The organism is Arthrobacter sp. NPDC058130, assembly GCF_042884475.1.
In the GTDB taxonomy this organism is placed as follows: domain Bacteria; phylum Actinomycetota; class Actinomycetes; order Actinomycetales; family Micrococcaceae; genus Arthrobacter.
Window position 1 is genome coordinate 12,254 of sequence record NZ_JBHVTV010000022.1, and the last position, 25,938, is coordinate 38,191.

At 67.0% G+C, this 25,938-nt stretch carries 21 protein-coding genes, 2 tRNA genes and 1 pseudogene; 17 read left to right on the top strand and 7 right to left on the bottom strand.

Going from position 1 to position 25,938, the window contains the following annotated elements:
* The first annotated feature begins 60 nt into the window (after window positions 1-60).
* A complete protein-coding gene (ettA, locus tag ACFVTM_RS22395) occupies window positions 61-1,743 on the top strand; it encodes an energy-dependent translational throttle protein EttA (protein WP_390206377.1) in 1,683 nt (560 codons plus the stop codon).
* A gap of 80 nt (window positions 1,744-1,823) precedes the next feature.
* Here the strand turns inward: ettA and tesB are convergent, their stop codons facing one another.
* Window positions 1,824-2,804: an acyl-CoA thioesterase II gene (gene tesB / locus ACFVTM_RS22400; RefSeq protein WP_390206379.1), complete on the bottom strand. Its 981-nt coding sequence runs from the start codon at window positions 2,802-2,804 to the stop codon at window positions 1,824-1,826.
* Window positions 2,805-2,866: 62 nt separating this feature from the next.
* Here tesB and ACFVTM_RS22405 point away from each other — a divergent pair, with 62 nt between their 5' ends.
* Window positions 2,867-3,526, top strand: coding sequence for a hypothetical protein (locus tag ACFVTM_RS22405; protein ID WP_390206380.1), 660 nt, complete (start codon window positions 2,867-2,869; stop codon window positions 3,524-3,526).
* 37 nt (window positions 3,527-3,563) lie between these two features.
* Here ACFVTM_RS22405 and ACFVTM_RS22410 read toward each other — a convergent pair whose 3' ends face one another.
* Both ACFVTM_RS22410 and ACFVTM_RS22415 read right to left on the bottom strand, forming a co-directional pair.
* Complete coding sequence (locus ACFVTM_RS22410) at window positions 3,564-4,022, bottom strand: globin (protein ID WP_390206381.1); 459 nt, start codon at window positions 4,020-4,022, stop codon at window positions 3,564-3,566.
* A 4-nt stretch (window positions 4,023-4,026) separates the two neighbouring features.
* Window positions 4,027-4,686, bottom strand: coding sequence for a mechanosensitive ion channel family protein (locus tag ACFVTM_RS22415; protein WP_390206382.1), 660 nt, complete (start codon window positions 4,684-4,686; stop codon window positions 4,027-4,029).
* A gap of 113 nt (window positions 4,687-4,799) precedes the next feature.
* Here ACFVTM_RS22415 and ACFVTM_RS22420 point away from each other — a divergent pair, with 113 nt between their 5' ends.
* Complete coding sequence (locus ACFVTM_RS22420; RefSeq protein WP_390206384.1) at window positions 4,800-5,810, top strand: epimerase; 1,011 nt, start codon at window positions 4,800-4,802, stop codon at window positions 5,808-5,810.
* A 45-nt stretch (window positions 5,811-5,855) separates the two neighbouring features.
* On the opposite strand, the gene ACFVTM_RS22425 is transcribed toward ACFVTM_RS22420, so the two are convergent.
* Together ACFVTM_RS22425 and pepN are read right to left on the bottom strand one after the other, a co-directional pair.
* On the bottom strand, window positions 5,856-6,335 hold the full coding sequence (locus ACFVTM_RS22425; protein ID WP_390206386.1) for an OsmC family protein: 480 nt from the start codon (window positions 6,333-6,335) through the stop codon (window positions 5,856-5,858).
* A gap of 87 nt (window positions 6,336-6,422) precedes the next feature.
* Complete coding sequence (gene pepN / locus ACFVTM_RS22430) at window positions 6,423-8,978, bottom strand: aminopeptidase N (RefSeq protein ID WP_390206402.1); 2,556 nt, start codon at window positions 8,976-8,978, stop codon at window positions 6,423-6,425.
* 669 nt (window positions 8,979-9,647) lie between these two features.
* On the opposite strand from pepN, the gene ACFVTM_RS22435 reads away from it, so the two are divergent.
* The 3 genes from ACFVTM_RS22435 to ACFVTM_RS22445 all read left to right on the top strand — a co-directional run bounded on the left by ACFVTM_RS22435 (window position 9,648) and on the right by ACFVTM_RS22445 (window position 12,218).
* On the top strand, window positions 9,648-10,649 hold the full coding sequence (locus ACFVTM_RS22435; protein ID WP_390206387.1) for a hypothetical protein: 1,002 nt from the start codon (window positions 9,648-9,650) through the stop codon (window positions 10,647-10,649).
* A 124-nt stretch (window positions 10,650-10,773) separates the two neighbouring features.
* Window positions 10,774-11,265 (top strand): ribose-5-phosphate isomerase, encoded by a 492-nt coding sequence (locus ACFVTM_RS22440; protein ID WP_390206388.1) that lies wholly within the window; start codon window positions 10,774-10,776, stop codon window positions 11,263-11,265.
* Window positions 11,265-12,218, top strand: coding sequence for an Fpg/Nei family DNA glycosylase (locus tag ACFVTM_RS22445; protein ID WP_390206390.1), 954 nt, complete (start codon window positions 11,265-11,267; stop codon window positions 12,216-12,218). The genes ACFVTM_RS22440 and ACFVTM_RS22445 overlap by 1 nt, the downstream gene beginning before the upstream one ends.
* Before the next feature lie 81 nt (window positions 12,219-12,299).
* Here the strand turns inward: ACFVTM_RS22445 and ACFVTM_RS22450 are convergent.
* Window positions 12,300-12,370, bottom strand: a tRNA-Gly gene (locus ACFVTM_RS22450).
* A 132-nt stretch (window positions 12,371-12,502) separates the two neighbouring features.
* Between ACFVTM_RS22450 and ACFVTM_RS22455 the strand changes: the two genes are divergently transcribed.
* The 8 genes and pseudogenes from ACFVTM_RS22455 to ACFVTM_RS22490 all read left to right on the top strand — a co-directional run bounded on the left by ACFVTM_RS22455 (window position 12,503) and on the right by ACFVTM_RS22490 (window position 20,573).
* Window positions 12,503-12,577, top strand: a tRNA-Pro gene (locus ACFVTM_RS22455).
* Between the two features lie 68 nt (window positions 12,578-12,645).
* Window positions 12,646-14,040: a trigger factor gene (gene tig / locus ACFVTM_RS22460; protein WP_390206391.1), complete on the top strand. Its 1,395-nt coding sequence runs from the start codon at window positions 12,646-12,648 to the stop codon at window positions 14,038-14,040.
* Between the two features lie 262 nt (window positions 14,041-14,302).
* Window positions 14,303-14,941 (top strand): ATP-dependent Clp protease proteolytic subunit, encoded by a 639-nt coding sequence (locus ACFVTM_RS22465; protein WP_390206404.1) that lies wholly within the window; start codon window positions 14,303-14,305, stop codon window positions 14,939-14,941.
* A gap of 38 nt (window positions 14,942-14,979) precedes the next feature.
* Window positions 14,980-15,639, top strand: coding sequence for an ATP-dependent Clp protease proteolytic subunit (locus tag ACFVTM_RS22470; RefSeq protein ID WP_026266422.1), 660 nt, complete (start codon window positions 14,980-14,982; stop codon window positions 15,637-15,639).
* Between the two features lie 133 nt (window positions 15,640-15,772).
* Window positions 15,773-17,053 (top strand): ATP-dependent Clp protease ATP-binding subunit ClpX, encoded by a 1,281-nt coding sequence (gene clpX, locus ACFVTM_RS22475; RefSeq protein ID WP_229993382.1) that lies wholly within the window; start codon window positions 15,773-15,775, stop codon window positions 17,051-17,053.
* Window positions 17,054-17,212: 159 nt separating this feature from the next.
* Entirely contained in the window at window positions 17,213-17,830 is a 618-nt protein-coding gene (locus ACFVTM_RS22480) for a DsbA family protein (protein ID WP_390206393.1), read from the top strand.
* Between the two features lie 364 nt (window positions 17,831-18,194).
* Window positions 18,195-20,126: pseudogene (locus ACFVTM_RS22485) on the top strand (glycoside hydrolase family 15 protein).
* Between the two features lie 153 nt (window positions 20,127-20,279).
* Complete coding sequence (locus ACFVTM_RS22490; RefSeq protein ID WP_390206394.1) at window positions 20,280-20,573, top strand: putative quinol monooxygenase; 294 nt, start codon at window positions 20,280-20,282, stop codon at window positions 20,571-20,573.
* A 94-nt stretch (window positions 20,574-20,667) separates the two neighbouring features.
* Here ACFVTM_RS22490 and valS read toward each other — a convergent pair whose 3' ends face one another.
* The gene (gene valS / locus ACFVTM_RS22495) at window positions 20,668-23,286 is read right to left on the bottom strand and encodes a valine--tRNA ligase (protein WP_390206395.1); all 2,619 of its coding nucleotides are present in this window, start codon (window positions 23,284-23,286) and stop codon (window positions 20,668-20,670) included.
* 94 nt (window positions 23,287-23,380) lie between these two features.
* Here valS and ACFVTM_RS22500 point away from each other — a divergent pair, with 94 nt between their 5' ends.
* The 3 genes from ACFVTM_RS22500 to ACFVTM_RS22510 all read left to right on the top strand — a co-directional run bounded on the left by ACFVTM_RS22500 (window position 23,381) and on the right by ACFVTM_RS22510 (window position 25,842).
* Window positions 23,381-23,752 carry a DUF488 domain-containing protein gene (locus ACFVTM_RS22500; protein ID WP_390206397.1) on the top strand — a complete coding sequence of 124 codons (372 nt, stop codon included), beginning with the start codon at window positions 23,381-23,383 and terminating at the stop codon, window positions 23,750-23,752.
* Window positions 23,753-23,817: 65 nt separating this feature from the next.
* The gene (locus ACFVTM_RS22505; RefSeq protein ID WP_390206399.1) at window positions 23,818-24,609 is read left to right on the top strand and encodes an SDR family oxidoreductase; all 792 of its coding nucleotides are present in this window, start codon (window positions 23,818-23,820) and stop codon (window positions 24,607-24,609) included.
* Between the two features lie 168 nt (window positions 24,610-24,777).
* Window positions 24,778-25,842: a glycerophosphodiester phosphodiesterase gene (locus tag ACFVTM_RS22510; protein ID WP_390206401.1), complete on the top strand. Its 1,065-nt coding sequence runs from the start codon at window positions 24,778-24,780 to the stop codon at window positions 25,840-25,842.
* The last annotated feature ends 96 nt before the right edge of the window (window positions 25,843-25,938 follow it).

Sequence of the window (25,938 nt, forward strand, 5' to 3'; positions counted from 1 at the left end):
GGGCGCGTCGGGCGCTCACGGAATGTGAGTTATCCCGGCCGAACCACTAGATTTGTAGGCATGGCGGAATTTATCTACACAATGACCAAGGCCCGTAAGGCTGTCGGCGAAAAACTCATCCTCGATGACGTGAGCATGTCCTTCTTCCCGGGGGCCAAGATTGGCGTTGTCGGCCCGAATGGTGCCGGTAAGTCCACCATTCTCAAGATCATGGCAGGCCTGGACACTCCCTCCAACGGCGAGGCCCGGCTCAGCCCCGGCTACACGGTAGGCATCCTGCTGCAGGAGCCGCCGCTGAACGAAGACAAGACCGTCCTGGGCAACGTCCAGGAAGGCGTCGGGGAAATCTACGGCAAGATCCAGCGCTTCAACGAGATCTCCGAGGAAATGGCCAGCCCCGATGCTGACTACGATGCCCTCCTCGAGGAAATGGGACAGCTGCAGGAGGCGATCGACGCCGCCGACGCCTGGGACATCGATTCCCAGCTGGAACAGGCCATGGACGCCCTGCGCTGCCCGCCGGCCGATGCCGACGTCACGCTGCTCTCCGGTGGTGAGCGCCGCCGCGTCGCCCTGTGCAAGCTCCTGCTGCAAAAGCCGGACCTGCTGCTGCTCGACGAGCCCACCAACCACCTCGACGCCGAGAGCGTGTTGTGGCTTGAACAGCACCTCTCCAGCTACGCCGGCGCCGTCCTGGCCGTCACCCACGACCGCTACTTCCTTGACCACGTGGCCGAGTGGATCGCCGAGGTGGACCGCGGCCACCTCTACCCGTACGAGGGCAACTACTCCACGTACCTGGAGAAGAAGCGCGCCCGCCTGGAAGTCCAAGGCAAGAAGGACGCCAAGCAGGCCAAGCGCCTGTCCGAGGAACTCGAGTGGGTCCGGTCCAACGCCAAGGGACGCCAGACCAAGTCGAAGGCCCGTCTGGCCCGGTACGAGGAAATGGCTGCCGAGGCGGACCGCACCCGCAAGCTTGACTTCGAAGAGATCCAGATCCCGCCGGGACCGCGCCTCGGCGGGCTCGTGCTGGAAGCCAAGGAGCTCCAGAAGGGCTTCGATGACCGCACCCTGATCGACGGGCTGTCCTTCAGCCTGCCCCGCAACGGCATCGTCGGCGTCATCGGCCCCAACGGCGTCGGCAAGTCCACGCTCTTCAAGACCATCGTGGGCCTGGAACCGCTCGACGGCGGCGAACTGAAGATCGGCGATTCGGTCAAGATCTCCTACGCCGACCAGAGCCGCGGCGGCATTGACCCGAACAAGACCCTGTGGGAAGTCGTGTCCGACGGGCTCGACTACATCCAGGTCGGCCATGTCGAGATGCCGTCCCGCGCCTACGTGGCCGCCTTCGGCTTCAAGGGCCCGGACCAGCAGAAGAAGGCCGGGGTGCTCTCCGGCGGTGAGCGCAACCGCCTCAACCTCGCGCTGACCCTCAAGCAGGGTGGCAACCTGCTGCTCCTCGACGAACCGACGAACGACCTCGACGTCGAAACCCTCAGCAGCCTCGAAAACGCCCTGCTTGAATTCCCGGGCTGCGCCGTCGTCGTCTCGCACGACCGCTGGTTCCTGGACCGGGTGGCCACCCACATCCTCGCCTACGAAGGCGACGAGGAGAACCCGTCCAAGTGGTACTGGTTCGAGGGCAACTTCGAGTCCTACGAGGAGAACAAGGTGGAGCGCCTGGGCCCGGATGCGGCCAAGCCGCACCGCGTAACGCACCGCCGCCTCACCCGCGACTAAGCCCCAGGCTTACAGCGCCGCGGACACGCAAAAGCCGGCTCCCCGCGGGGAGCCGGCTTTTTGCGTGTTCCTGCCGTGTCCTAGCCGCGCTCGGCCTTGCGCATCTGGTGCTGCAGCACCTTGGACTGGACGGCGCCCTTGACTTTGCTCGGCAGGTCGTTCGGGACGCGGACCATGCCTTCCTGCGCCACCGTTGCCACGTGCCGGCCGTCCCGGCTGAAGATCTTGCCGGTGGCCAGTCCCCGCGCGCCCTGGGCGCTGGGGGATTCCTGGACGTACAGCAGCCATTCGTCGACCCGGACCGGCCGGTGCCACCACATCGCGTGGTCCAGGCTGGCCACGGACATCCCGGGCGTAATCCAGCTCATCCCGTGCTTGCGGAGAATGGATTCCAGCAGGGTGTAATCACTTGCGTAAGCCAGGGCGGCCCGGTGCACGCCGGCGTCGTCGGGCATCGGCCCGAACGTCTTCATCCAGACGGCGTTGCGCGCCTCCTTGGGCCCCTTCGCCGAGACATACAGCGCCGGGTCAACGTGGCGGATATCGAAGGGCCGCTCGAAGGCCCAGTGCCGGGCCACCGGGTGATCGAATTTGCCCAGCAGGTCGGCGGTGCTGGGCAGCGATTCCGGGTCCGGGATCCCGGCGGGCATCTCCGACTGGTGCTCGATCCCTTCGTCCTCGGCCTGGAAGGAGGCGATCATCGACAGGATGGGCATGCCCTCCTGGTAGGCGTGGACCCGGCGGGCCGAGAAGGACCGGCCGTCGCGCAAGCGCTGCACCCCAAAGGTGATCGGCTTGTTGGCGTCACCCGGCCGGAGGAAGTATCCGTGCATGGAGTGCACACTGCGGTCCGGGTCGACGGTGCGGCTGCCGGCGATCAGGGACTGCGCCAGCACCTGGCCGCCGAAGACGCGGTGCCGGGGCTGCTGCTGGGAGGGGCCCATGAAAATGTCCTCGTCTGTCCGCGCGCCCTCGAGCTCGCCGAGGTTGAGGAGTTGGATGAGCGAGGAGGTGGGGTCCTGGGTCGGGAGCCCCAGCAGTCCGGCTTCGGCTTCAGTCATGGTCTGACTCTAGACGGCGGCGCGCGCCGCTCCAAAGAAGCGCAGCCGGTAGAGTCGGTAGTGTGTCTGATGTCCTAACCCAGCCCCTGCAGTTCACCGATCCCCGCGACCTCGCTGACCTGCGCACCTTCGCCACGCGCGCCAAATCCATTGACGACGGCGCCATTCGGCTCCAGGCCTCGGGCCCGGTCCTGGCCGCCTACGTCTGCGTCCTGCGGCCTCGGCTCCTGGGCGAATCCACCCCCACCATCCTGGGATTGCGGACCATGGCGCTGGCACAGCCGGCGGACACCGACGTGACAGTGCCCCTGTCCGCCGTGCTGGACCGTTTGGCCCGGGCGGGGGAGCACGACGTCGAGCTTCCCGTTCCGCCGGTGACCGTCAGCGAGTCGTGGGCCGGGATCGGGGCGCCGCGGGCCGGCTGGGAGCAGCTCGGCACCCTCCCGGACACCGTCCTTCGGGACGCCGCAGAGGCCGGCATCCGGGAAATCGCCGCGATCATCCCGGACAAGCCGGGTGCGCTGATCGTCAACAACGCCAGGGCTAGTGTCTGGGGCCGGGAACTGCCCGATGCCGGCGGCCTGCCGGCGGGCGCCGCGTTCGCCGCCCTCACCCTGGGCTTCCTGGCCGACGGCGAACAGAACCTCTACCGTGCCGGTCGCTGGTTCCGGGTCAGCGGCACCCGCGGCCACGTGCTGGTCCGGACCGGTACCGGGCTGTAGTACCGGGCTGCAGGACGCTCCCGGCCCACGCCCGCGTTCAGGCCTCCGAGGGGCTGTTCACCATGGAGAGGGCCGCACGGTCCATGTAGTCCCAGAGCGTTCCCTCGTACAAGGGCGGAAGCTCCAGGGAGTCCACGGCGGCCCGCATGTGGAACAGCCAGCGTTCCTTGGCCTCCGGCGTCACGCGGAACGGCATGTGGCGCATCCGCAGCCGCGGGTGCCCGCGCTCCTCGCCATACGTGGTGGGCCCGCCCCAGTACTGTTCCAGGAACATGAGGAAGCGCCGCTTGGCCGGGCCGAGGTCCTCTTCCGGGTACATGGCGCGCAGCAGCGGATCGGTTGCGACGCCGTCGTAGAAGACGTCGATGAGCTTCACGAAGGTCTCGTGGCCGCCAACGGCGTCGTAGAAGTTGTCGGTGTAGCCGGGCTGGCTGAACGGATCGTTCTGCAGCAGCTGCCTGGGCTGGCTTGGTTCGCCGGCGCTGGGAATCGTCATGTCTCTATTCTCCGGCCTGCTGCGGGTGCGCGTTGTCGGGCTCGTCCGCCGGGGGTGCCTCCGGCGGAACGTAGGTGCCCTGGGAGCGGTTGCCCACGCGCAGGATTTCGCCATTGCGCAGGTACCAGATGGTGCCGTCGTCGGCCCGGACCCGGGTGATGCGCAGGTTCATGGACTCCACGACGCCCACCACCTCGGAGGTCTCGATGATGTCGCCGATGCCGTACTGGTCCTCGAGAGTGATGAAGATGCCGGCCAGGAAGTCGCGGATCAGCTGCTGGGCGCCGAAGCCGATGGCGATACCGAGGATACCGACGCTGGTCAACAGCGGTGCAATGTCCACGTTCAGGTTCTTGAGCACGTACATGATGGTGAGGGCGGCGATCAGGACGCCGACCACGCTCCTGAGCAGTGCGCCGATGGTGTTGGCGCGCTGCTCCCGGCGTTCGTGATCCAGCGCCCGCAGCGCCGGAGCCGCCCAGCGGAAGTGCGGCTTCTTGAAGAAAGACGTTCCTGCCGCGACGCGCTTGGCGATCCCGCCGATCAGGAAGGATGCCACCAGCCACACCGCAACGCCGACTCCGATGCTGATGAGGACGCCCGGCAGGTTGACTGCCGATATGTCCGGCGGCGTAATGGGCTCGGCGGTTGTCATGCTGTACATCGGTGGGGCTTGCTCCTTGAAGTTGTTCTCTGCGTTTCGGTATTCCCGTGCTGGCGTTCGCCGGGCGCATAACACTCTGGTCTCATTCAACATTAGCGCCGTAGCGTGGCCCCATGCGCATCCTGGTCCTTGGCGGCACAGCCTTCCTCTCAGCCGAAATAGCCCGACAGGCCCTGATTTCCGGCCATGACGTGACCTGCCTGGCCCGCGGGACAATTTCCGCCCCGCCCGCCGGAGCCACGTGGGTTCGGGCGGACCGCTCGGAGGGGAAGGGCGCCTACGCGCCGGTGGACGGCGGTTCCGACGACGCCGGCTGGGATGCCGTGATCGACGTCTCGCGGGATCCTGTGCAGGCCCGCGAGGCACTTGAGGCGCTGGCGGGCTCGGCCAGGCACTGGACGTTCATCTCCAGCTGCTCGGTCTACGCGGACCATTCAGTTGCCGGCGCCGGAGAAGATGCGCAGGTGCTCCCGCCGCTGGCTTCGGGCACGGAACTGACCATGGACAACTACGGCGAAGCCAAGTCCGCGATTGAGTCCTGGACCCGGGAGCTGGCCGGGGACAGGGCGCACCTCTGCCGGGCCGGCCTGATTGGCGGGCCCGGCGACGGCTCGGACCGCTACGGCTACTGGCCGGCCCGCTTTGCCAGGGACCATGATCCCGTCCTGGTCCCGGACATTCCCGCAGACTCCACCCAAATTATCGATGTCCGTGACCTCGCGGCCTGGGTGGTGGCTGCGGCGGAGACACAGGTCACCGGCGCCCTGAACGCCGTCGGCGAGGCCGTATCGTTTGCCGCCTATCTGGCAGCGTGCCGGGAGCTCACCGGAACGAAAGCCGACGTCGTGGCCGCCCCGGGCGAGTGGCTTGCAGCGCACGGCGTGAACTACTGGGCCGGCCCCGATTCGCTGCCGCTGTGGCTGCCGACCGGCCACGAGGGCTTCTCTGCCCGGAGCAACGGCGCCGCACGTGCTGCCGGGCTGCGGCTGCGGCCCTGGACCCAGACCCTGCGCGACACCCTCGAGGACGAACGCCGGCGCGGCCTGGGCCGGGAGCGGAAGGCCGGACTGGCGGCCGGGACGGAACAGAAGGTCCTTGCCGCCTACCGGGAGCAGTACGCCTGAACCGGGGCAGTACGCCTGCCCGGGGAAGTTCGCCGGAAGGGGGGGTCAGGCCTGCGCCACCACGGCCGTGGGCTCGTGCAGCACCGGGAAGTTCATGCTGCGGGCGATGAAGCAGACCTTGTTGGCCTCGGCGTGGAGCTCCTCCAGGAGTTCCGGGGCTGCCGGTTCCGCCACCGTCACCGTCGGCTTCAGCGTGACCGATTCGAATTGCCCGCTGCCGTCCCGGTTGGTGCGCATCAGGCCTTCAGCCCGGTCCTCGTAGGCGGTCACCACCACGCCGTGCTTCACGGCCACATGCAGGAACGAGAGCATGTGGCACTGGGACAGCGCGGCAAGAAGCAGCTGTTCCGGGTTGTATCGCTGGCGATCGCCGTGAAAGGTGGGATCGGCAGAGCCGTGCAGCACCGGCAGCCCCGGGATCTCGACGTCGTGATCCCGTGAATAGCCGCGGTAGGAGGACGTCCCGTCCCCGAGGTTCCCGGTCCAGCGGACAGTCAGCGCGTAGCGGTGCTCGTCAAGGCTCATGCGGCCAGTCTAGAACGACGGAACCCCGGCGCCGCACGGGGCGGCGCCGGGGTTCCAGGATTGCAGGGGGCTGCGGTTGCCGGGGTCTTAGTCGACGTCGGCCTGGCGGGCCCGCAGGGAGCGGGCCACGCCGTCGCGGTTCTCCAGCATCATCCGGCGCAGCGCGGAGCTGTCCTCCGGCAGCGACGCCAGGAACTCATCCGTGCGGTCCACGGTGGCCTGCGTGGTCAGCTGGGCCGGGTAGAGGCCGACGACGATCTGCGAGGCCAGCGCGTGGGTGCGGTTGGCCACGATTCCCGGAACAGCCTCGAAGTACTTCTCGGCGTACGGCTCCAGCAGGGACGTGTCCAGGACCCGGGTAAACCCGGCCACCGCGGAACCCTGCAGGGCGTTGGACAGATCGCCCTTGACCACAATCGATTCCCACGCCTCGGCCTTGGCCTCCGGCGTCGGGATGGCCGCCTTGGCCAAGGCCGCCGCGTTCTGGCCGTTGGAGGTGTTGTCGTGCTCCAGTTCCTCGTCGATCCGCTCCTGTCCCGCGCGGCCGCCTGCCACGAGGGACGCCAGCAGCTCCCACCGCAGGTCCTGGTCCACGCTCAGCCCGGCCAGGGTGAGCGAGCCGTCCAGCAGCCCGGACACCGTGTCCAGCTGCCCGGCGCTGCGGGCCAGCAGGGCGTAGGACTTCACGAACTGCAGCTGGGCGTCCGAGCCGGCAGGCACGGCCGAGGCGAGGTCCCACAGCCTGTCGGTCGCGGCCACCGTGGTGGCCTCCTTGTGCTCTTCGGCCACGTAGAAGGAAAGCGTGGTGGCGAGCTGCCGGAGCTGGACCAGGATTACGGAGGAATCGGATTCCTCGGCGATGTTGGCCAGGATCAGGTCCACGTACCCGCGGGCCGGGGATTCGCCGTCGCGCGCCGCGTCCCAGGCCGAGCCCCAGACGAGGGTGCGGGGGAGGCTCTGGCTGAAGTCCTTCAAATGGGCCGTGGCGGTGGCGAGGGACTGCGGATCCAGGCGGACCTTGGCGTAGGCGAGGTCATCGTCGTTGAGCAGGATCAGGTCCGGCCGGGCAAGGCCGGCCAGGGCGGGAACCTCGGTGCGCTCGCCGTCGACGTCGAGCTCCTCGCGGTGCACGCGCTCCAGCTTTCCGGCGCCGTTGAGATTGTAGAAGCCGACGGCGAGGCGGTGCGGGCGGAGTGTCGGCTCGCTCTCGATCGCCGACTGCACGATGGCGAAGGAACCGATGGTGCCGTCGGCGTCGGCCGAAATCTCCGGCGTCAGGGTGTTGACGCCGGCGGTCTCCAGCCACAGCTGCCCCCACTTTTCGAGGTCGCGGCCACTGGCCTTCTCGAGTTCGGCCATGAGGTCGCTGAGCTCCGTGTTCTGCCAGGCGTGCTTGCTGAAGTACTCGCGCACGCCGGCCATGAATTCCTCCGGGCCCACCCAGGCGACGAGCTGGCGCAGCACCGAGGCGCCCTTGGCGTAGGTGATGCCGTCGAAGTTCACCTCGACGTCCTGGAGGTCGTTGATCTCGGCAAAGATCGGGTGGGTGGTGGGCAGCTGGTCCTGCCGGTAGGCCCAGGACTTCTCCACGGAGGCGAACGTGGTCCAGGCGTGGTCGAACTCGGTGTTCTCCACGGCGGCCAGGTGGGACATGTATTCGGCGAAGGACTCGTTGAGCCAAAGGTCGTTCCACCAGCGCATCGTCACGAGGTCGCCGAACCACATGTGCGCGAGCTCGTGCAGCACGGTGATGGCGCGCCGCTCCACCTGGGCGTCGGTGACCTTGCCGCGGAAGACGTAGCCTTCCAGGATGGTGACCGCCCCGGCGTTTTCCATGGCGCCGGCGTTGAACTCCGGCACGAAGAGCTGGTCGTACTTCTCGAACGGGTACGGGCAGCCGAACTGGGCCTCGAAGAACTCGAAACCCTGACGGGTGAGCTCGAAGATGTTGTCCGCATCGAGGTACTGCATGAGGGACTTGCGGGCGAAGATGCCCAGCGGGGTGACCCGGCCCTCGGCGGACGTGACCTCGCTGCGCACCGACTGGTACGGCCCGGCGATGAGCGCGGTGACGTAGGAGGAGAGCCGCGGCGTGGGCGTGAACTCCCAGACGGAGCGGGCGCCGCCGTCCGCGCCGGGGATGGTTTCCACAGGCACCGGCGTGGGGGAGTTGGAGACCACGTCCCAGTGCGAGGGCGCGGTGACGGTGAACGTGAAGCTGGCCTTGAGGTCGGGCTGTTCGAACACGGCGAACATTCGCCGCGAATCCGGGACCTCGAACTGGGTGTAGAGGTAGACCTCGTTGTCCACCGGATCCACGAAGCGGTGCAGGCCCTCGCCGGTGTTCATGTACGGCGCGTCGGCGACCACGAGGAGCTCGTTCACGGCTTCCAGGTCCGGGAGCTGGATCCGGACGCCGTCGGAGACCTCGGCCGGATCGAGTTCGCGGCCGTTGAGGCTCACGCTGTGCACCGCGTGGGTCACGGCGTCAATGAAGGTCGAAGATCCCGGCTTGGCCGCGAACTTCACGGCCGTGGTGGACCCGAAGACTTTCTCGCCGCGCGTGAGGTCGAGGCTGACCTCGTAGGACTCGACGTCGATCAGGGCGGCGCGCTCGCGGGCTTCGGCGCGGGTGAGGTTCATACCGGGCAAAGGGGCCTCCAGAAGAAGATGGATACTGCCGGCCGGCCGCAGCCGCCGGCGATACTGTGAAATTATTCTTTCACGTCAGTGGCCCGTGGCAAGTTAGCCCGGTCACAGTGTCCGGCCCAAAGCCTCTGCCCAGACGACAATTTGCCATGAAAGGCCTCTGCGCCGACGCCCTTAGCGGCCATTCGCGTCAGGCGAGTGCGGTTGGGCGGCGCGGCATGGCGTGGCGGGAACTGAGCAGTGTCGCTGCAGCCGCGGGCCTCGGGCACGGACTTTCGGAACCGGGCCCGTGGTCTGCCCGAGGGCGCTTGACCTTCGATCCTGATGCTTTCCCTGAGCTCCGCCAGCACTCTCTCCGTCGATTGCCGCAGATGGTCGTTACGGGACACCCTTAGCGGCCATTCGTGTCAGGTGGGCCATTGGGTCAATTCGAGACGCGCCGCCCGGCATCCCTGGTCTCCTCACCCCGGAAGGTGTCGCTGCGACGCTGGGCTGGACTGGAGTGATGCCCGCCGTCGTACTGAATCGCGATCTTTACTTGCTCGTAGGAGAGGTTCGGGTCCTGGACAACGGAACTGATCCGATATTTCCCTCCTCGCGACCTCCTGACCTGCGCGCATGTCCCCGGATGCCTGACGGTCCGGCCGGGGTAGCGTTGGGAGCATGGGAAAGATTCGGGACTCGGTCGATGTCAGGGCCATGCGTTTTGCCATCGGGTTCCCCGTGATGCTGGCGGCCGGATTCGTGGTGTGCGCGCTGCTGCTGCGCCCGGATCTGCCCGAGCCGCTGGCCGTCCGCTGGACCGACGCCGGCGCCGCCGACTTCGCGCCGTTCACCGCCTTCGTGGGCGCCAGTGCCGCGCTGATTGTGGCGGTGGGCTGGGCCGTGCTGCTGCAGGCCGTGCCGCTGTCACGGCCCGTGATGATGCGCCGGATCATGATGGGCGCCGGGTTTGCCATGAGCCTCTTCATCACCACCGTCCTCGCCGCCGCCCTCGTGGGGCAGTTGGGACTGCCCGACGCGCGGGGCTCGCATGTGGACGCCTCGGTCCTGGCCCTGGGAAGCGGTGCAGCCCTCGCCATGGGCTTCGTCATGGGCATGGTCTTCAAGGCAGACGAGCGCTGGTCTGTCGATGACGACCTCGGCATGCGGCAGGCCCTCGAGAGCGAACGGGATCCGGACCTGGCCAGGGACCGCGTCAGCCTCTGGGTCCACGCCCGCAGTTCGATCTTCGTCATGCTTGGCATTGCGACGCTCCTGCCCGCGGCCCTCTTCACCATTGCCGTGCCGTGGGTCTCTGCCCTCCTGGTGGCCGCGGCCCTGGTGGCGGCGGCGTTCCTGGTGGCCCGGATCCGGGTTGACCGGAGTGGTCTGCGGGTCTTCGTGGCAGGTTTCGTGCGGGTCATGAATGTTCCAGCCGCGGCCATCGACGCCGCCACGCCCAGGGACGTCACGGCGGCGGACTACGGCGGGTGGGGCTACCGCATCCACGGCAACACGACCGCGTTGCTGGTCAGCAGCGGCCCGGCTGTGGTCATCGACCGCTCGGACGGGCACCGGCTCGCGGTGAGCGGCGGTAGCGCCGCCACGGCGGACAACATTGCCCAAACGCTGTCCCGGGTGGCAGCCAGGGCCCGGCGGAACGGCGGGGCGCCGGCCACGTAACACGACGCCCCGGTCCAGGCTCCGGCCCGCCGCAGCACCGTCCCCGAAGACGCGGCCTAGTAGGCTTGGAGCAGCCCTCAACCGCCCCGGCCGCCGCCCCGCGCCGCAACTGAACGGAACAGCCGTGACCATTTCTGACTTCCCCCGCGTGCACATTGCCACCGACCACGCCGGAATGGAGCTCAGCGCCCACCTCGTCAGCCACCTCAGCGCCAAAGGCTACGAGGTGGTGGACCACGGACCCACGGAATACGACGCCCTGGATGACTACCCGTCGTTCTGCATCAACGCCGCCCTCGCGGTGGTGGCGGACCAGGAAGCCGGAACCCCCGCCCTGGGCATCGTGCTCGGCGGATCCGGCAACGGCGAACAGATTGCCGCCAACAAGGTCAAGGGCGTGCGCGCCGCACTGGCCTGGAACCTCTCCACGGCGCAGCTCGCCCGCGAACACAACGACGCCAACGTCGTCGCCGTCGGCGGCCGCCAGCACAGCGTGGACGAGGCAACGGCCATCATCGAGGCCTTCCTGACCGAGCCGTTCAGCAACGACGAGCGCCACCTCCGCCGGATCGGCAAGATCGCCACCTACGAGCGCACCGGCGAAGTCGTCCAGTAGTGCCGGAGGGGCACTCCGTCCACCGGCTGGCGCGCCAGTTCGGTGACGTCTTCGCGGGCGAGAGGCTGACGGTCTCGAGCCCGCAAGGCCGGTTCGCGCCCGGCGCCGCGCTGTTGGACGGCCACGTCCTGACGTCCGCGGCCGCTCACGGCAAGCACCTGTTCCTCGAGTTCGACCACGGCGTGGTCCTGCACGTCCACCTGGGCCTCTACGGCGCCTGGAATTTCGGCGGGGATGCAACCTTCCGTGGCGCGTCCAGCATCGGGGCGCCCCGGAAGGTGGGGGAGCGGGAGGTGTACGACGACGGCGAGCCGGCCGTCGCCGTCGCCGCATCGTCTGCCTACGCAGGGCCGCCGGAACCGGTCGGGGCGGTCCGCGTCCGGCTGGTAAGCGGGCACGGCTGGGCGGATCTGCGCGGCGCCACCACCTGCGAGGCGATCATCGCGGCCGAAGCAGCGGCCGTCGTCGCCCGCCTTGGCCCGGACCCGCTGGGCAACCGGCCAGGCGACCGGGACGCATTCGCCACTACCGTGACGGCCAAACGAACACCGCTGGCGGGCCTGCTCATGGACCAGAAGGTGATTGCCGGCGTCGGGAACGTCTACCGGGCCGAACTGCTGTTCCGGCAGCGGCTCAACCCCTGGCTGCCCGGAACCGGCCTGACGCCGGAGGCGGCACGCCGGCTCTGGGACGACACCGCGGCAATGATGTCCGACGGCGTCCGGGACGGCCGGATCATCACGACGCCGCCGCAGTACTGGGGCACGCCGTCCCGGGAAGGGCATGGCGACGCCACGCCGGGCACTGCGGCCGGAGTGCTGCCGGAGCCGGACCAGGCGCACTTCGTCTACCGCAGGCACGGCCTGGACTGCCGTGACTGCGGCACAACCGTGGCGCTCACAGAACTGGGTGCGCGGAAACTGTACTGGTGCCCGCAGTGCCAGCAGGCCTGACCGGGCATCTTTGCAGCAGGCACGAAAAAAGCCCCTCCGCAGAGGGGCTTTTCGTCATATTTCCGAGGGGACATATTTCCGAGGGGACGACGGGAATCGAACCCGCGTAATCAGTTTGGAAGACTGAGGCTTTACCATTAAGCTACGTCCCCGGGAGGGATGCTGGATTTTCAGCAAAACTTCCGGTCGGCTGTTCAAGCCGGATACAACTAAACCTAATGCAGGGCCCCGGTGTCAAATGTGCAAATCTGCACGGTATGACCGTAGACTGTTCTGTGCACTTACGGGGTGTAGCTCAGCTTGGCTAGAGCGCCTGCTTTGGGAGCAGGAAGTCGCAGGTTCAAATCCTGTCACCCCGACTCTGCAAGCACTGCCAGCACGTGGCAATGCAGAACCCTATTCCCCCCACACCAGGAGTACTTAGACTGTGAAGAGCGCTGTCGAGAACCTCACCCCCACGCGGGTCAAGCTCAATGTTGAGGTCCCCTTTGAGGAATTGAAGCCCAGCATCGCAGAGGCATACAAGACTGTTGCTTCGCAGATCCAGGTTCCCGGTTTCCGCAAGGGAAAGGTCCCCTCCAAGCTCATCGACCAGCGCGTCGGCCGCGGCTACGTCCTGGAGACGGCCATCAACGAAGGCCTCAACGGCTGGTACCAGGCTGCCGTGCAGGAAACCGGCATCCGTCCCCTGAGCCGTCCCGAGGTTGAGATCACCGAGGTTCCGGACCCGTCCGCCACTGACGGCGAGCTCAAGTTCCACGCCGAGGTCGACATCCGTCCCGAGATCGAACTGCCTGACTACGCCGGCATCAAGGTCGAGGTTGCCGCCGCCGAGTCTTCGGACGCCGACGTCGACAAGGCCCTGGACGAGCTCCGCGGCCGCTTTGGCACGCTGAAGTCCGTGGACCGCCCGGCCGCCGACGGCGACTTCCTGACGATCGACATCGCAGCCTCGATCGACGGCGCCGAGGTTGACTCCGCCTCCGGCCTGTCCTACCAGGTTGGCGCTGGCACCATGCTCGAAGGCCTCGACGAGGCCGTCACCGGCCTCAGCGCCGACGAGGACGCCATCTTTGACACCACGCTGGTCGGCGGCGAGCACGCCGGCGAGTCCGCTCAGGTCAAGGTCACCGTCAAGGCCGTCAAGGAGCGCGAGCTCCCCGTTGCCGACGACGACTTCGCCCAGCTCGCCAGCGAATTCGACACCCTGGCCGAACTCCGTGAGGACCTGGCCAAGCAGGCCGCCGAGTCCAAGGTTGTTGAGCAGGGCGTCGAGGCCCGCGACAAGGTCCTTGACAAGCTCGTTGAGCTCGTCGCGGTTCCCGTCCCGGAATCGATCGTCGAAGAGCAGCTGGAGCAGCACTTCAACGCCGAAAACGCCCACGGCGAAGGCGAGCACGACACCGAGGAGCACCGCGCCGAGGTCAAGGCCAACACCGAGCGCGCCTTCCAGAACGAGATCATCCTTGACGCCATCGCCGAGAAGGAAGAAGTCAACGTCAGCCAGAACGAGCTGATCGACTACATCGTCACCACCGCCAGCCAGTACGGCATGGACCCGAACCAGTTCGCCCAGATCATCGACCAGAGCGGCCAGGTTCCCATGATGGTTTCCGAGGTCCGCCGCCGCAAGGCACTGGCCGTGGTCTTGGGCCAGGCCGAGGTGACCGACTCCGAGGGCAACAAGGTTGACCTGAGCGATTTCGTCCGCCCCGGCGACGAAGCCGCGCCGGCCGCTGAATCCGTTGAGGAAGAAGCTTCCGCGGCTGAAGCAGCCACCGAGGCCACGCCCAGCGATGACCCCGCAGCAGTGAAGTTCTAGCAGTCCCTGAGACTTAGAACAGTCGGCCCCCGGATCACCGATCCGGGGGCCGACTGTTTTAAGCCCTGCTGGTTTAACCTCGTGCCGGTTTAGCCCCGCGCCGGCGGACGTGCGCCGACAGCGAACAGCCCGCCGCAAGCGAACAAAGCGGGCGTGAAAACGGTTAGTGTCGCTGTAGGAAAGTTCAGTGATGTCGTCCAGTGACGTCACCGTCGCCAGCGAGAGGTAAGTACATATGTCACAGCAAGCAGGGGCGCCCCGGATGGCCACGGTCGATCCGGCAGCCCAGGATAACTACATTTACAACCGCCTGCTGAAAGAGCGCATCATCTGGCTCGGCTCCGAGGTCCGCGACGATAACGCCAACGCGATCTGCTCCCAGCTGCTGCTGCTCTCGGCGGAGAATCCTGAACGGGACATCTACCTTTACATCAACTCACCCGGCGGCTCCGTCACCGCCGGCATGGCCATCTACGACACCATGCAGTTCATCCCGAACGACGTCGTCACGGTGGCCACCGGGCTCGCCGCCTCCATGGGGCAGTTCCTGCTCTCCTCGGGCACCAAGGGCAAGCGCTACGCCACCCCCAATGCCCGCATCCTAATGCACCAGCCCTCCGGCGGCATCGGCGGCACGGCTTCGGACATCAAGATCCAGGCCGAGCTGATCCTGCACATGAAGAAGGTCATGGCCGAGCTGACCGCCGACCAAACCGGCCAGACCGTGGACACCATCCTCAAGGACAACGACCGCGACAAGTGGTTCACGGCCTCGGAAGCCCTCGAATACGGCTTCTTCGACAAGATCGCGGCGCACGCCGGATCCGTGGCCGGCGGCGGCGGAACAAACGCCAACGGCTCCGGCAACGGCGGCGGCGCTGCTGCAGCCACCGAGAACTGACCGGCACGTAGACAGCAATGAATTCAGGAGCAATGAACATGAACTACAACTTCGGTTCGACTGCCGGTAATCTGCCGAGCAGCCGCTACGTGCTGCCGCAGTTCGAAGAGCGCACGCCTTACGGCTTCAAGCGCCAGGACCCGTACACCAAGCTGTTCGAGGACCGCATCATCTTCCTGGGCGTCCAGGTCGACGACGCCTCGGCGGACGACGTGATGGCCCAGCTGCTGGTGCTTGAGTCCACCGATCCGGACCGCGACATCACCCTCTACATCAACTCCCCGGGCGGCTCCTTCACCGCCATGACCGCGATCTACGACACCATGACGTACATCCGCCCGGAGATCCAGACCGTTTGCCTCGGCCAGGCGGCCAGCGCCGCAGCCGTGCTGCTCGCGGCCGGCACGCCGGGCAAGCGCCTGGCGCTGCCGAACGCGCGTGTCCTGATCCACCAGCCGTCCCTGTCCGGTGGACAGGGCGGGCAGGCCTCCGACCTGGAGATCCAGGCCGCCGAGGTTATGCGCATGCGCTCCTGGCTCGAGGACACGCTGGCCAAGCACTCCGGCCGGACGCCGGAACAGGTCAACAACGACATCGAGCGGGACAAAATCCTCACCGCCGCCGAGGCTATGCAGTACGGCCTCATTGACCAGGTCCTGGATTCCCGCAAGATCAAGCCCCAGGCAATCGCGCGCTAATCAGTAATTCGCGACGCGCCGGTGCGGCACTTTTACTTGGCCGCACCGGCGTCCGCTTTCCACCCAACGGGCCTAAAGTGACCTAGAGTGGAACATGTCACAGCCAGCAGCAAGCTACTAAAGGGGTTCACACATGGCTCGGATTGGCGAGAGCACTGATCTGCTGAAGTGTTCTTTCTGCGGAAAGAGCCAGAAGCAGGTTCGCAAGCTCATTGCCGGGCCCGGCGTCTACATCTGCGACGAGTGCATCGAACTCTGCAACGAGATCATCGAAGAAGAACTCGCGGAAGTAGCTGACCTGGGCAGTTTCGAACTGCCCAAGCCCCGCGAGATCTTTGATTTCCTGCAGGAATATGTGATCGGCCAGGAACCCGCCAAGCGTTCGCTCGCCGTCGCGGTCTACAACCACTACAAGCGGATCCAGGCCGGCCATGCGCCGAAGAGCGGCAGCCTGGCGGACGGCGTGCACCACGACGACGTCGAGATCGCCAAGTCCAACATCCTGCTGATCGGCCCCACCGGCTGCGGCAAAACCTATCTGGCCCAGACCCTGGCGCGTCGCCTCAACGTCCCGTTCGCGGTGGCCGACGCCACGGCCCTGACCGAAGCCGGCTACGTCGGCGAGGACGTCGAGAACATCCTCCTCAAGCTCATCCAGGCCGCCGACTATGACGTCAAGAAGGCCGAGCAGGGCATCATCTACATCGATGAGATCGACAAGATCTCGCGCAAGAGCGAAAACCCGTCCATCACCCGGGACGTCTCGGGCGAGGGCGTGCAGCAGGCGCTCCTGAAAATTCTCGAGGGCACCGTGGCATCCGTCCCGCCGCAGGGCGGCCGCAAACACCCGCACCAGGAATTCATCCAGATTGACACCACCAACGTGCTGTTCATCGTGGCCGGCGCCTTCGCGGGGCTCGAAGACATCATCGGTTCGCGTTCCGGACGCAAGGGGATCGGCTTCGGCGCGCCGCTCAACGAGGTAAAGAACACCACGGATTCCTACGGCGAGGTCATGCCGGAGGACCTGCTGAAGTTCGGGCTGATTCCGGAATTCATCGGCCGGCTGCCCGTCATCACCACGGTCTCGAACCTGGACCGCGCCGCGCTCATCCAGATCCTGTCCACGCCCAAGAACGCCCTCGTCAAGCAGTACCAGAAGATGTTCCAGCTCGACGGCGTCGAGCTCATCTTCGAGGACGAGGCACTGAACACCATCGCCGACCAGGCGCTGGAGCGGGGCACCGGTGCACGGGGGCTGCGCGCCATCATGGAGGAAGTCCTGCTTCCGGTCATGTTTGACCTCCCCAGCCGCGACGACGTCGCGAGCGTCGTGATCACCGAAGAGGTCGTGACGAAGAAGGCGGCGCCCACGATGATCGCCCACGACGTCAAGCGCCGCAAGTCCGCCTGACCCCTCGGCCTCATTTGGAACTGGCCCGTTCGGAATAAACCAGCCTTGCGGGTCGCTGTAGCCTTTGAAGCGCCCACGTGACGCGACCTTGTTTTGGTGCGCCCCATATATGCTCTGACCCGGCGCGCTTTCCCGCAGACTTCCCTAAGGAGAACACCTGTGCCTGCAACCCTGACCAACAAAGCCGACTTCTGGTTCGACCCCATGTGCCCCTTCGCCTGGGTCACCTCGCGTTGGATCGGCGAAGTGGAAGAAGTCCGCGACATCAAGACCGAGTGGCACGTGATGAGCCTCGCTGTACTCAATGAAGGCCGCGAGGAGCTCCCCGAGAAGTACAAGGAGCTCATGAAGAAGGCCTGGGCGCCGGTCCGCGTCATCATAGCCGCCTCGGAAAAGCACGGTGCTGAGTACATCAAGCCGCTCTACGACTCCATGGGCACCAAGATCCACAACGAAGGCAATAAGGACGTTGGCGAAGTCATCGCCAAGTCGCTGGCCGAGGCAGGACTGCCGGCCGAGCTTGCCGCCGCCGGCCAGAGCGACGAATTCGACGCCCAGCTCCGCACCAGCCACGAGGCCGGCATCTCCCTAGTGGGACAGGACGTCGGCACACCGGTCGTGGCCTTCAACGGCACGGCATTCTTCGGCCCAGTCCTGACCCGCATCCCGCGCGGCGAGGACGCCGGAAAGATCTGGGACGCGACAGTGACCCTGGCATCCTTCCCGTACTTCTTCGAAATCAAGCGCAGCCGGACCGAAAGCCCGGCCTTCAACTAGGCCTCCGGACGCCTCGCCGGACGCTTCGCCGGGCTTGCTGTCCGGCCCTCCAGGAGCCCCGGAAGAATTACTCCGATGTAGTTCATCCGGGGCTCTTGTGCACGGCAAACCGGGGGACAACAATAGAACTTACCCACTTCGAAAGAAGAGGGACGCAGGAACCAAAGATTCAGTGACACTCATCCGACGCAGCCTTCGGCAAAGTCAGATGATGGCTACCAGTGACGAGGTAGGAAGACCTGGAAATCTAAGGATCCTGCCAGATTGTCTAAGACGTCACGTGACAATCGAAAAGTCGAAGCCCCACCAACGGCTAACGCTGATGGGGCTTCCCCTTTGCCCAAAATCTGGCCAGAGTGTGCCCATGAGTAATGTCCAGAGCAATGAACCCATTGCGGACTACGCCCTCCTGTCCGACTGCCGCTCCGCCGCGCTGGTGAGTGCGGCCGGCTCCGTGGACTGGCTCTGCTTCCCCCGCTTCGACAGCCCCTCGGTGTTCGGACGCCTCCTCGGACCGGAGGCGGGTTTCTGGTCGAGCCAGCCCGCCAGCGCCCACACCTCGACCCGGCGCTACCTCGGCCCCACGCTGGTCCTGGAAACCACCCACACCACCGCCGAGGGCGAAGTGACGGTCACGGATGCCCTGGCCCTCGGTGACGGCCGGCGGGGCCACGAGCTCGGTGCGGACTCCCCGGGCACCCTCCTGCGCCAGGTGTCCTGCACCCAGGGCGCAGTCGACGTCGACGTCGTCCTGGCCGCCCGACCCGACTACGGCCTGGCCCGGCCGCAGCTCACCTGGCCCCAGCTCACCTGGCCCCAGCTCACCTGGCCCCGGGAACGCGGCGCCGACGGCGGGATCCTGATCAGTGCGGGAGATTCGGTCCTGTCCTTCTCGGCCCCGGCGTCCGTCCAGTTCAGCCCCGACTCCAGCACGGACCCCGCCACGGACCCCGCCACAGGTACCACGCACGTGCGCCTGAGCCTCCGCGCCGGCGACGTTGCCGGCTTTGCCCTCCACTCCAACTCCGCAGACCCCGGCGGCAGCCGGGCCCCGGTGTTCTGGAGCCAGGCCGAGATTCGACGCCGGCTCGAGGACACCGTACAGGGCTGGACCAGCTGGTCCGCGATACACCAGAACTACCGCGGACCGTGGCAGGAGCTGGTGGCCGGCAGCGGACGGATCCTGCAGGCGCTGAGCTACTACCCAAGCGGCGCCATCGTGGCCGCCCCCACCACGTCGCTGCCCGAGGTGGCCGGCGGCACGCGCAACTGGGACTACCGCTACAGCTGGATCCGGGACGCCAGCATGACCCTGCAGGCCCTGTGGGTGGCGGCCTGCCCGGACGAGGCCGGGAAGTTCTTCCAGTTCCTGGCCACCGCGGCCGCCCGCCAGCTGGCCGCCCGCGAGGAACTGCAGATCATGTTCGGCATCGGCGGCGAACGCGAGCTCCCCGAACGCGAACTCGCCCACCTGCCGGGCTGGCGCGCCAGCTCCCCGGTCCGGGTGGGCAACGGCGCCTGAAACCAGCGCCAGCTCGACGTCTACGGCGAACTCCTCGACGCCGCCGCCACCTTGCCGGAGTACCTCGCGGAGCTGGCACCGGAGACGCGGACCTTCCTCGCCGACGCCGCTGACACCGCCGCCGCGCGCTGGCGGTCCGCCGACCACGGCATGTGGGAAGTCCGCGGGGAGCGGCGCCACTACCTGCACTCCAAGCTCATGTGCTGGGTGGCCGTGGACCGGGCGATCTCCCTCGCCGGAATCCTGCAGTCACCCGACAAGGTCCCGCACTGGACCCAGGCGCGGGATGCTATCGCGGCGTCCATCCGCACCGAGGGATGGAGTGCGGCGGCGAACGCCTACACCCAGGCGTACGGCTCCGAGGACCTCGATGCCTCGGCCCTGATGCTGGCCATCGTGGGATTCCTGCCGGCCGATGATCCCGGCATGCTCGCCACGATCGACGCGATCGAGGAGCGGCTCACGGACTCCCGCGGCCTCGTGTACCGCTACCTTGCCGATGACGGCATGACGGGGGAGGAGGGCACGTTCCTGCTGTGCACCTTTTGGCTGGCGCACGCCCTGGCTCTCGCCGGACGCACCCAACGCGCCCGGGCCGTGTTCGAGCGGGCAGCCGCGTTCGCCACGGACCTGGGCCTGATGGCCGAAGAGGTAGCCCCGGACAGCAACGAGCTGCTGGGCAACTTCCCGCAGGCGTTCAGCCACATCGGCATGGTCAACGCGGCCTGGGCGATCAGCGAAGCGGAACGGCAAAGCCGGGAATCCGGCGCCTAGCAGCGGAAGCCGGCCGGCGGGCCGGAACCGAAGGAACAAGCCCGGCGGCAACGCTGTTGCTTTCATTGACAGGCCGCGGTCTGGGTGCCGTGGTGCGGAAGCACCCCGCCCGGCGGCGTCCTGTGTTAGCCAACCTTCGATCATTGGAACGCCATGCCCATCACCGCCCACCTTGACCTGAACCTCAAAGCCGAAGCCGTGCCCACGGCCGCGGTCGTGCTCCGCGACATTCTTTCCGATACCCGGGCGTTTGACGGCTGCCTCGGCGTCGACGTGCTGGTTGACAGCACGGATCCTGCGCACGTTCTCGTGGTGGAACAGTGGGCGTCGCTGGAGCACGACGCCGCCTACCGCGCATGGCGGGCCGGCGACGGCGCGAGCGGGCTGGGGGAGCTCCTGGCCGCCCCGCCGGTGCTGACACGCTTCGAGACCTCCTTCAAAATCTGAGGCGCACGGGCGGCAACGCGACATAAGCAAGAAGGCCCTCCGCCGGCCTGAGCCGGGCGGAGGGCCCTCTTCCTCTGTGTCGAAATGGCGGCCGTTACCCCTGGGCGGGCGGCTCGGCAGGTGCCAGCACGACGTCGCTGACGGTCAGTTCGCCCTCGCCGGCGACCAGGGCCAGTTCACGCGCGTTGGCGGCGGCCTTGAGATCGGCGAGGCCGGCCTTCAGCTGCGTCGTGAGGGACTCCGAGGCCGTGACCGTCGCGGAGAGCACCTCGGTGCGCTGCTTGACCTTTGCCTCGGACTTGGCCTTGCGGATGCCGCTGAGCGCGGTGCCGACCGTGGCCAGCAGGGTCGTGTCGCCGTCGACCGCAATGGCCGACGGCCACTGGGCACGGTGCACCGAACCGGTGCGCCACCAGCTCCAGACTTCCTCCGTGGCGAACGGCAGGAACGGCGCGAAGAGCCGCAGGAGGGTGTCCAGGCTCGTCGCGAGGGCGGCCAGCACGGACGCCTGCTGCTCCTCACCGGCCGCACCGTAGGCGCGGTCCTTGATGAGCTCCACATAGTCGTCCGTGAAGTTCCAGAAGAAGCTCTCGGTGATCTGCAGGGCCCGGGCGTAGTCGTAGCCCTCGAACGCCTTGGTGGCCTGCTGGACGACGTCGGCGAGCTGGGCCAGGACGGCCCGGTCCAGGGGGTTGCTCAGCACGGACAGGTCACCGGAAACCACCGAGTCCTCGGTGGCGCCCAGGTTCAGGACAAACTTGGAGGCGTTGAGCAGTTTGATCGCCAGGCGGCGGCCGATCTTCATCTGGGCGATCTCGTAGGCGGTGTCCGCGCCGAGCCTGGCCGAGGCAGCCCAGTAGCGCACTGCATCCGAACCGTACTCGTCCAGCACATCCGTGGGCACAATGACGTTGCCCTTGGACTTGGACATCTTCTTCCGGTCCGGGTCCAGGATCCAGCCGGAGATGGCCGCGTGCTTCCACGGAGCAGTCTTCTGCAGCGCGTCGGCGCGGACGGCGGAGGAGAACAGCCAGGTCCGGATGATGTCGTGCCCCTGCGGGCGGACGTCGAACGGGTAGACCTTGGCGAACAGCGCCTCGTCGGTGCTCCAGCCGCCCACAATCTGCGGCGTCAGCGAGGACGTGGCCCACGTGTCCAGAACGTCCGCGTCGCCGGTGAAGCCGCCCGGCACATCGCGCTGGGCCTCCTCATAGCCCGGTGCCGCATCCGCCGCGGGGTCCACGGGGAGCTGTGCGTCGGACGGGACAATCGGTGCGTCGTATTCAGGGTTGCCGTCGGCATCCAGCGGGTACCAGACCGGTACCGGCACGCCGAAGAAGCGCTGACGGGACACGAGCCAGTCGCCGTTGAGCCCGGAAATCCAGTTCTCGTAGCGGGACCGCATGAAGGCGGGGTGGAATTCGATCTCGTTGCCGCGGCCGATCAGCCGTTCGCGGCGGTCCTCATCGCGGCCGCCGTTGCGGATGTACCACTGGCGGGAGGTCACGACCTCGAGGGGCTTGTCGCCCTTCTCGAAGAAGTTCACCGGGTGCGTCATCTTCTTGGGCTCGCCGTCGAGCAGGTCCGCGGCGGCCAGGAGCTCCACCACGCCCTCCTTGGCGCTGAAGACGGTTTTGCCGGCGATGGCCGCGAAGCTGGCGCGGCCTGCTTCGGTGGTGATCCACTCCGGCGTCTCGCCGATGATGCGGCCGTCACGGCCCACGATTGCGCGGGTGGGCAGCTGCAGCTCGCGCCACCAGGTGACGTCGGTGAGGTCGCCGAAGGTGCAGACCATGGCGATGCCGGAGCCCTTGTCCGCCTTCGCGAGCGGGTGGGCCTTGACCTCTACCTCGACGCCGAACAGGGGAGAGGTGACCTTCTTGCCGAACAGCGGCTTGTAGCGCTCGTCGTCGGGGTTCGCCACCAGCGCGGCGCAGGCGGCCAGCAGCTCGGGGCGGGTGGTCTCGATGAAGATCTTCTCGCCCTCGGCGGTGAAGAACGGGTAGCGGTAGTAGGCGCCCGCGACCTCGCGGTCCTCAAGCTCGGCCTGGGCCACCGCGGTGCGGAAGGTGACATCCCACAGGGTGGGAGCCTCGGCCATGTAGGCGTCGCCGGCGGCCAGGTTGGCCAGGAAGGCGCGCTGGGAGATCGCGCGGGACTTGTCATCGATGGTCCGGTAGGTGAGGTCCCAGTCCACGGACAGGCCCAGCGTCCGGAAGAGGTGCTCGAAGACCTTCTCGTCCTCGACCGCGAGCTCTTCGCACAGCTCGATGAAGTTCCGGCGGGAGATGACGTCGAAATCGCGCTGGTTCTTGGCGGGCTCGGCCGGGGGGCGGTAGCCGGCGTCGTAGGCAATCGCCGGATCGCAGCGCACGCCGTAGTAGTTCTGCACGCGGCGCTCGGTGGGCAGGCCGTTGTCGTCCCAGCCCATGGGGTAGAAGACGTTCTTGCCGGTCATGCGCTGGTAGCGCGCCAGGACGTCGGTCTGCGTGTAGGAGAACATATGTCCGACGTGGAGGGATCCCGACGCCGTGGGCGGGGGAGTGTCGATCGAGTAGACCTGTTCCCGCGTGGTGTCCTGGGCGAACTTGTAGGTCCCTTCGTCAAGCCAGCGCTGCGTGAGCGTTTCTTCCAGCCCCTCCAGGGCGGGCTTGTCCGGAACGTTGATGGGGGCGGTGGTGGGCGTGTCTGTACCCTGTTTGTCTTCAGCCATGGGCTCAATTCTTCCATTTATTACCCCAAAACGTACTTTCGGCAGGTTGTTTTGGCGTAGGAGACTGCTCTCAGCTGTGAAGTAGCATGCGCAGATGGGCAAATCTCAGGGAAGTTCCGCCGGTATCTTCGCGATCAAGCGCATCTACGAAGACCCCTCTGACGACGACGGCTGCCGGGTTCTGGTGGACCGGCTCTGGCCGCGCGGAGTCAGCAAGGAACGGGCCCAACTGGAGCTCTGGCTCAAGGAGGTGGCACCGTCCCCGCCGCTGCGCAAGGAGTTCGCACACATGCAGGAACGGTTCGCAGACTTCCGGGCGGCGTATGAGGCGGAGCTCGAAACCAACCCTGCCGTACAGACGCTGCATGGCCTTGCGGCGGAGCACGGCAAAGTGACGCTGTTGTTCGGTGCGCGGGATCCGGAGACCAACCACGCCCGGGTCCTGCTGGAATTCCTGCAGGGTTGATTCACGCGGGTTCATCCAGCGGGCACCCGGCGCGGGGTCCCCGGCCTTCCCGTTAGGGTGGTGCCATGACTGAGGGAATGGATAACGCAGGAACTGCAAAGACAGCAACAGTGCTCAAAGCAGCACTGGTCACCGGCGCGAGCACCGGAATCGGCGAGGCCACCGTGCGGGCGCTCCGCAAAGAAGGCTGGACCGTGTTCGCCGTCGCCCGCCGTGCCGACCGGCTCGAGGCGCTCGCCGCCGAAACCGGCGCCGTCGCCCTTCCCGCCGATGTGACTGACGACGCCGACGTGGCCCGGCTGCTCGATGAGGTGACCCGGGCCGGCGGCATCGACACGCTGATCAACATCGCCGGCGGAGCCCGCGGTGCCGACAGGATTGCCGGGGCCAAGACCGAGGACTGGGACTGGATGTTCCAGGTCAACGTGCTGGGCAGCATGAAGCTGATCCGGGCGTTCTTGCCCATGCTGCGGGCGGACGGTGAGGGCACTGTGCTGAACCTGACCTCCACCGCCGGGCTGACGGCCTACGAGGGCGGCGGCGGCTACAACGCGGCCAAGTTCGCCCAGCACGCCCTGACAGGGGCGCTGCGGCTCGAAGAGGCCGAGCACAATGTCCGCGTGATCGAGGTGCTCCCCGGCTTGGTGCAGACCGAGGAGTTCGCCCTGAACCGGCTCGGTGACCAGGACGCGGCGGCCAAGGTCTACGCCGGGGTCGAGAAGCCGCTTACCGCCGAGGACGTCGCGGATGTGGTCCGCTACGCCGTCGTCGCGCCGCACCACGTCAACCTGGACGAGATCGTGATCCGCCCGGTGGCGCAGGCAGCCACCCACAAGCTGATCCGCAAGAACCAGTAGGGCTCCGGTCCGGGCGCACATCCAGGCGCGAGGGCGGTGAACGTCCGTTGGCTACACCGGACGTTCACCGCCGCGTGGTGCGCTGGTCAGGCTGCGCTGGTCCGGAGTTGGCCGCGGCCGGGCAAGGTGGCCGTGCAACTGCACACCACCAGAGTGGAGAACCTTCCCATGCGGACCCAGACGAAGCTCGGCGCTGCCGTACTCAGCGCAGCCCTGCTGCTCGCCACCCCAATCCAGGCAAACGCGGCCCAGGCCAACGCGGCCGGCATCAACGCCAACGGCCAGGACAACCACTTTGATCTCCAGGCCCACCGCGGCGGCATCGGCCTGACCGTCGAGTCAACGCTGGCGTCCTTCGCCAAAGGGATCGAGACCGGCGTCTCCACCCTCGAGCTTGACCTTCAGATCACCAAGGACGGCCACGAGGTCATCACCCACGACCGCAAGATCAGCGGCCAGAAGTGCCTGGACACGGCTCCTGTCACGCCGAACGACCCGCAGTTCCCCTACGTCGGCAAGTACGTCAAGGACCTGACGTTCGCGCAGGTCCGCAGCCTGGATTGCGGCAGCCTCACGCTTCCCCAGTTCCCGGGCCAGGTTGCCTCTCCGGGCGCAAAGATGCCCACGCTGGCCGAGGTCTTCGCGTTGGCGGACTCCTACCGTGCCAGCCGGGTGAAGTTCAACATCGAAACCAAGGTGGAGGCAGGCGCGCCGCAGGAAACCGCACCGCGCGAGCAGTTCGTCGACGTCGCACTCCGCGAAATCACGGCCGCCCACATGCAGGGCCGTGTCTCGATTGAGAGCTTCGATTGGGGTTCACTGCGCCTGGTCCAACAGCGCGCTCCCCGGATCCGCACCGTGGCCCTCACCAACAAGGACTTCCTCCAGACGGGCCAGCCCGGCAAGTCGCCGTGGCTGGGCGGAATCGACGCCGATGACTTCGGCGGTGACCTCGTCGCCGCGGCCTCTTCCCTCGGCTTCGACGCCATCTCTCCGGTGCACGGCACGCCGCAGAACGGCGCCGTGACGGATCCGGGCTACGTTCCCTACGTCACTGCCGACATGGTCCGGCGTGCCCACGCGGCAGGCATGCAGGTCATTCCGTGGACCGTTGACGACAAGCCCACCATGCGCGCGCTCATCGGCGCCGGAGTGGATGGGCTGATCACGGACTACCCGGACCGGCTCCGGGACGTGATGGTCGAGTCCGGCATGAAACTGCCGCGCAGCTAGTTGTACTGTCCCGGGACGTTGGTGACACGAGGGGATGATTTGTCGCAATAAGAGGACCTCCGGGTGTTGTGTGGTGCTTGTCGAGAGCTAACACAA

Excerpts from the sequence above, each read along its gene's own strand:
- ettA (WP_390206377.1), top strand. The coding sequence starts at position 61 with ATGGCGGAATTTATCTACACAATGACCAAGGCCCGTAAGGCTGTCGGC.
- tesB (WP_390206379.1), bottom strand. The coding sequence starts at position 2,804 with ATGACTGAAGCCGAAGCCGGACTGCTGGGGCTCCCGACCCAGGACCCC.
- ACFVTM_RS22410 (WP_390206381.1), bottom strand. The coding sequence starts at position 4,022 with ATGACGATTCCCAGCGCCGGCGAACCAAGCCAGCCCAGGCAGCTGCTG.
- ACFVTM_RS22415 (WP_390206382.1), bottom strand. The coding sequence starts at position 4,686 with ATGTACAGCATGACAACCGCCGAGCCCATTACGCCGCCGGACATATCG.
- ACFVTM_RS22420 (WP_390206384.1), top strand. The coding sequence starts at position 4,800 with ATGCGCATCCTGGTCCTTGGCGGCACAGCCTTCCTCTCAGCCGAAATA.
- ACFVTM_RS22425 (WP_390206386.1), bottom strand. The coding sequence starts at position 6,335 with ATGAGCCTTGACGAGCACCGCTACGCGCTGACTGTCCGCTGGACCGGG.
- pepN (WP_390206402.1), bottom strand. The coding sequence starts at position 8,978 with ATGAACCTCACCCGCGCCGAAGCCCGCGAGCGCGCCGCCCTGATCGAC.
- ACFVTM_RS22435 (WP_390206387.1), top strand. The coding sequence starts at position 9,648 with ATGGGAAAGATTCGGGACTCGGTCGATGTCAGGGCCATGCGTTTTGCC.
- ACFVTM_RS22465 (WP_390206404.1), top strand. The coding sequence starts at position 14,303 with ATGGCCACGGTCGATCCGGCAGCCCAGGATAACTACATTTACAACCGC.
- ACFVTM_RS22470 (WP_026266422.1), top strand. The coding sequence starts at position 14,980 with ATGAACTACAACTTCGGTTCGACTGCCGGTAATCTGCCGAGCAGCCGC.
- clpX (WP_229993382.1), top strand. The coding sequence starts at position 15,773 with ATGGCTCGGATTGGCGAGAGCACTGATCTGCTGAAGTGTTCTTTCTGC.
- ACFVTM_RS22490 (WP_390206394.1), top strand. The coding sequence starts at position 20,280 with ATGCCCATCACCGCCCACCTTGACCTGAACCTCAAAGCCGAAGCCGTG.
- valS (WP_390206395.1), bottom strand. The coding sequence starts at position 23,286 with ATGGCTGAAGACAAACAGGGTACAGACACGCCCACCACCGCCCCCATC.
- ACFVTM_RS22500 (WP_390206397.1), top strand. The coding sequence starts at position 23,381 with ATGGGCAAATCTCAGGGAAGTTCCGCCGGTATCTTCGCGATCAAGCGC.
- ACFVTM_RS22505 (WP_390206399.1), top strand. The coding sequence starts at position 23,818 with ATGACTGAGGGAATGGATAACGCAGGAACTGCAAAGACAGCAACAGTG.
- ACFVTM_RS22510 (WP_390206401.1), top strand. The coding sequence starts at position 24,778 with ATGCGGACCCAGACGAAGCTCGGCGCTGCCGTACTCAGCGCAGCCCTG.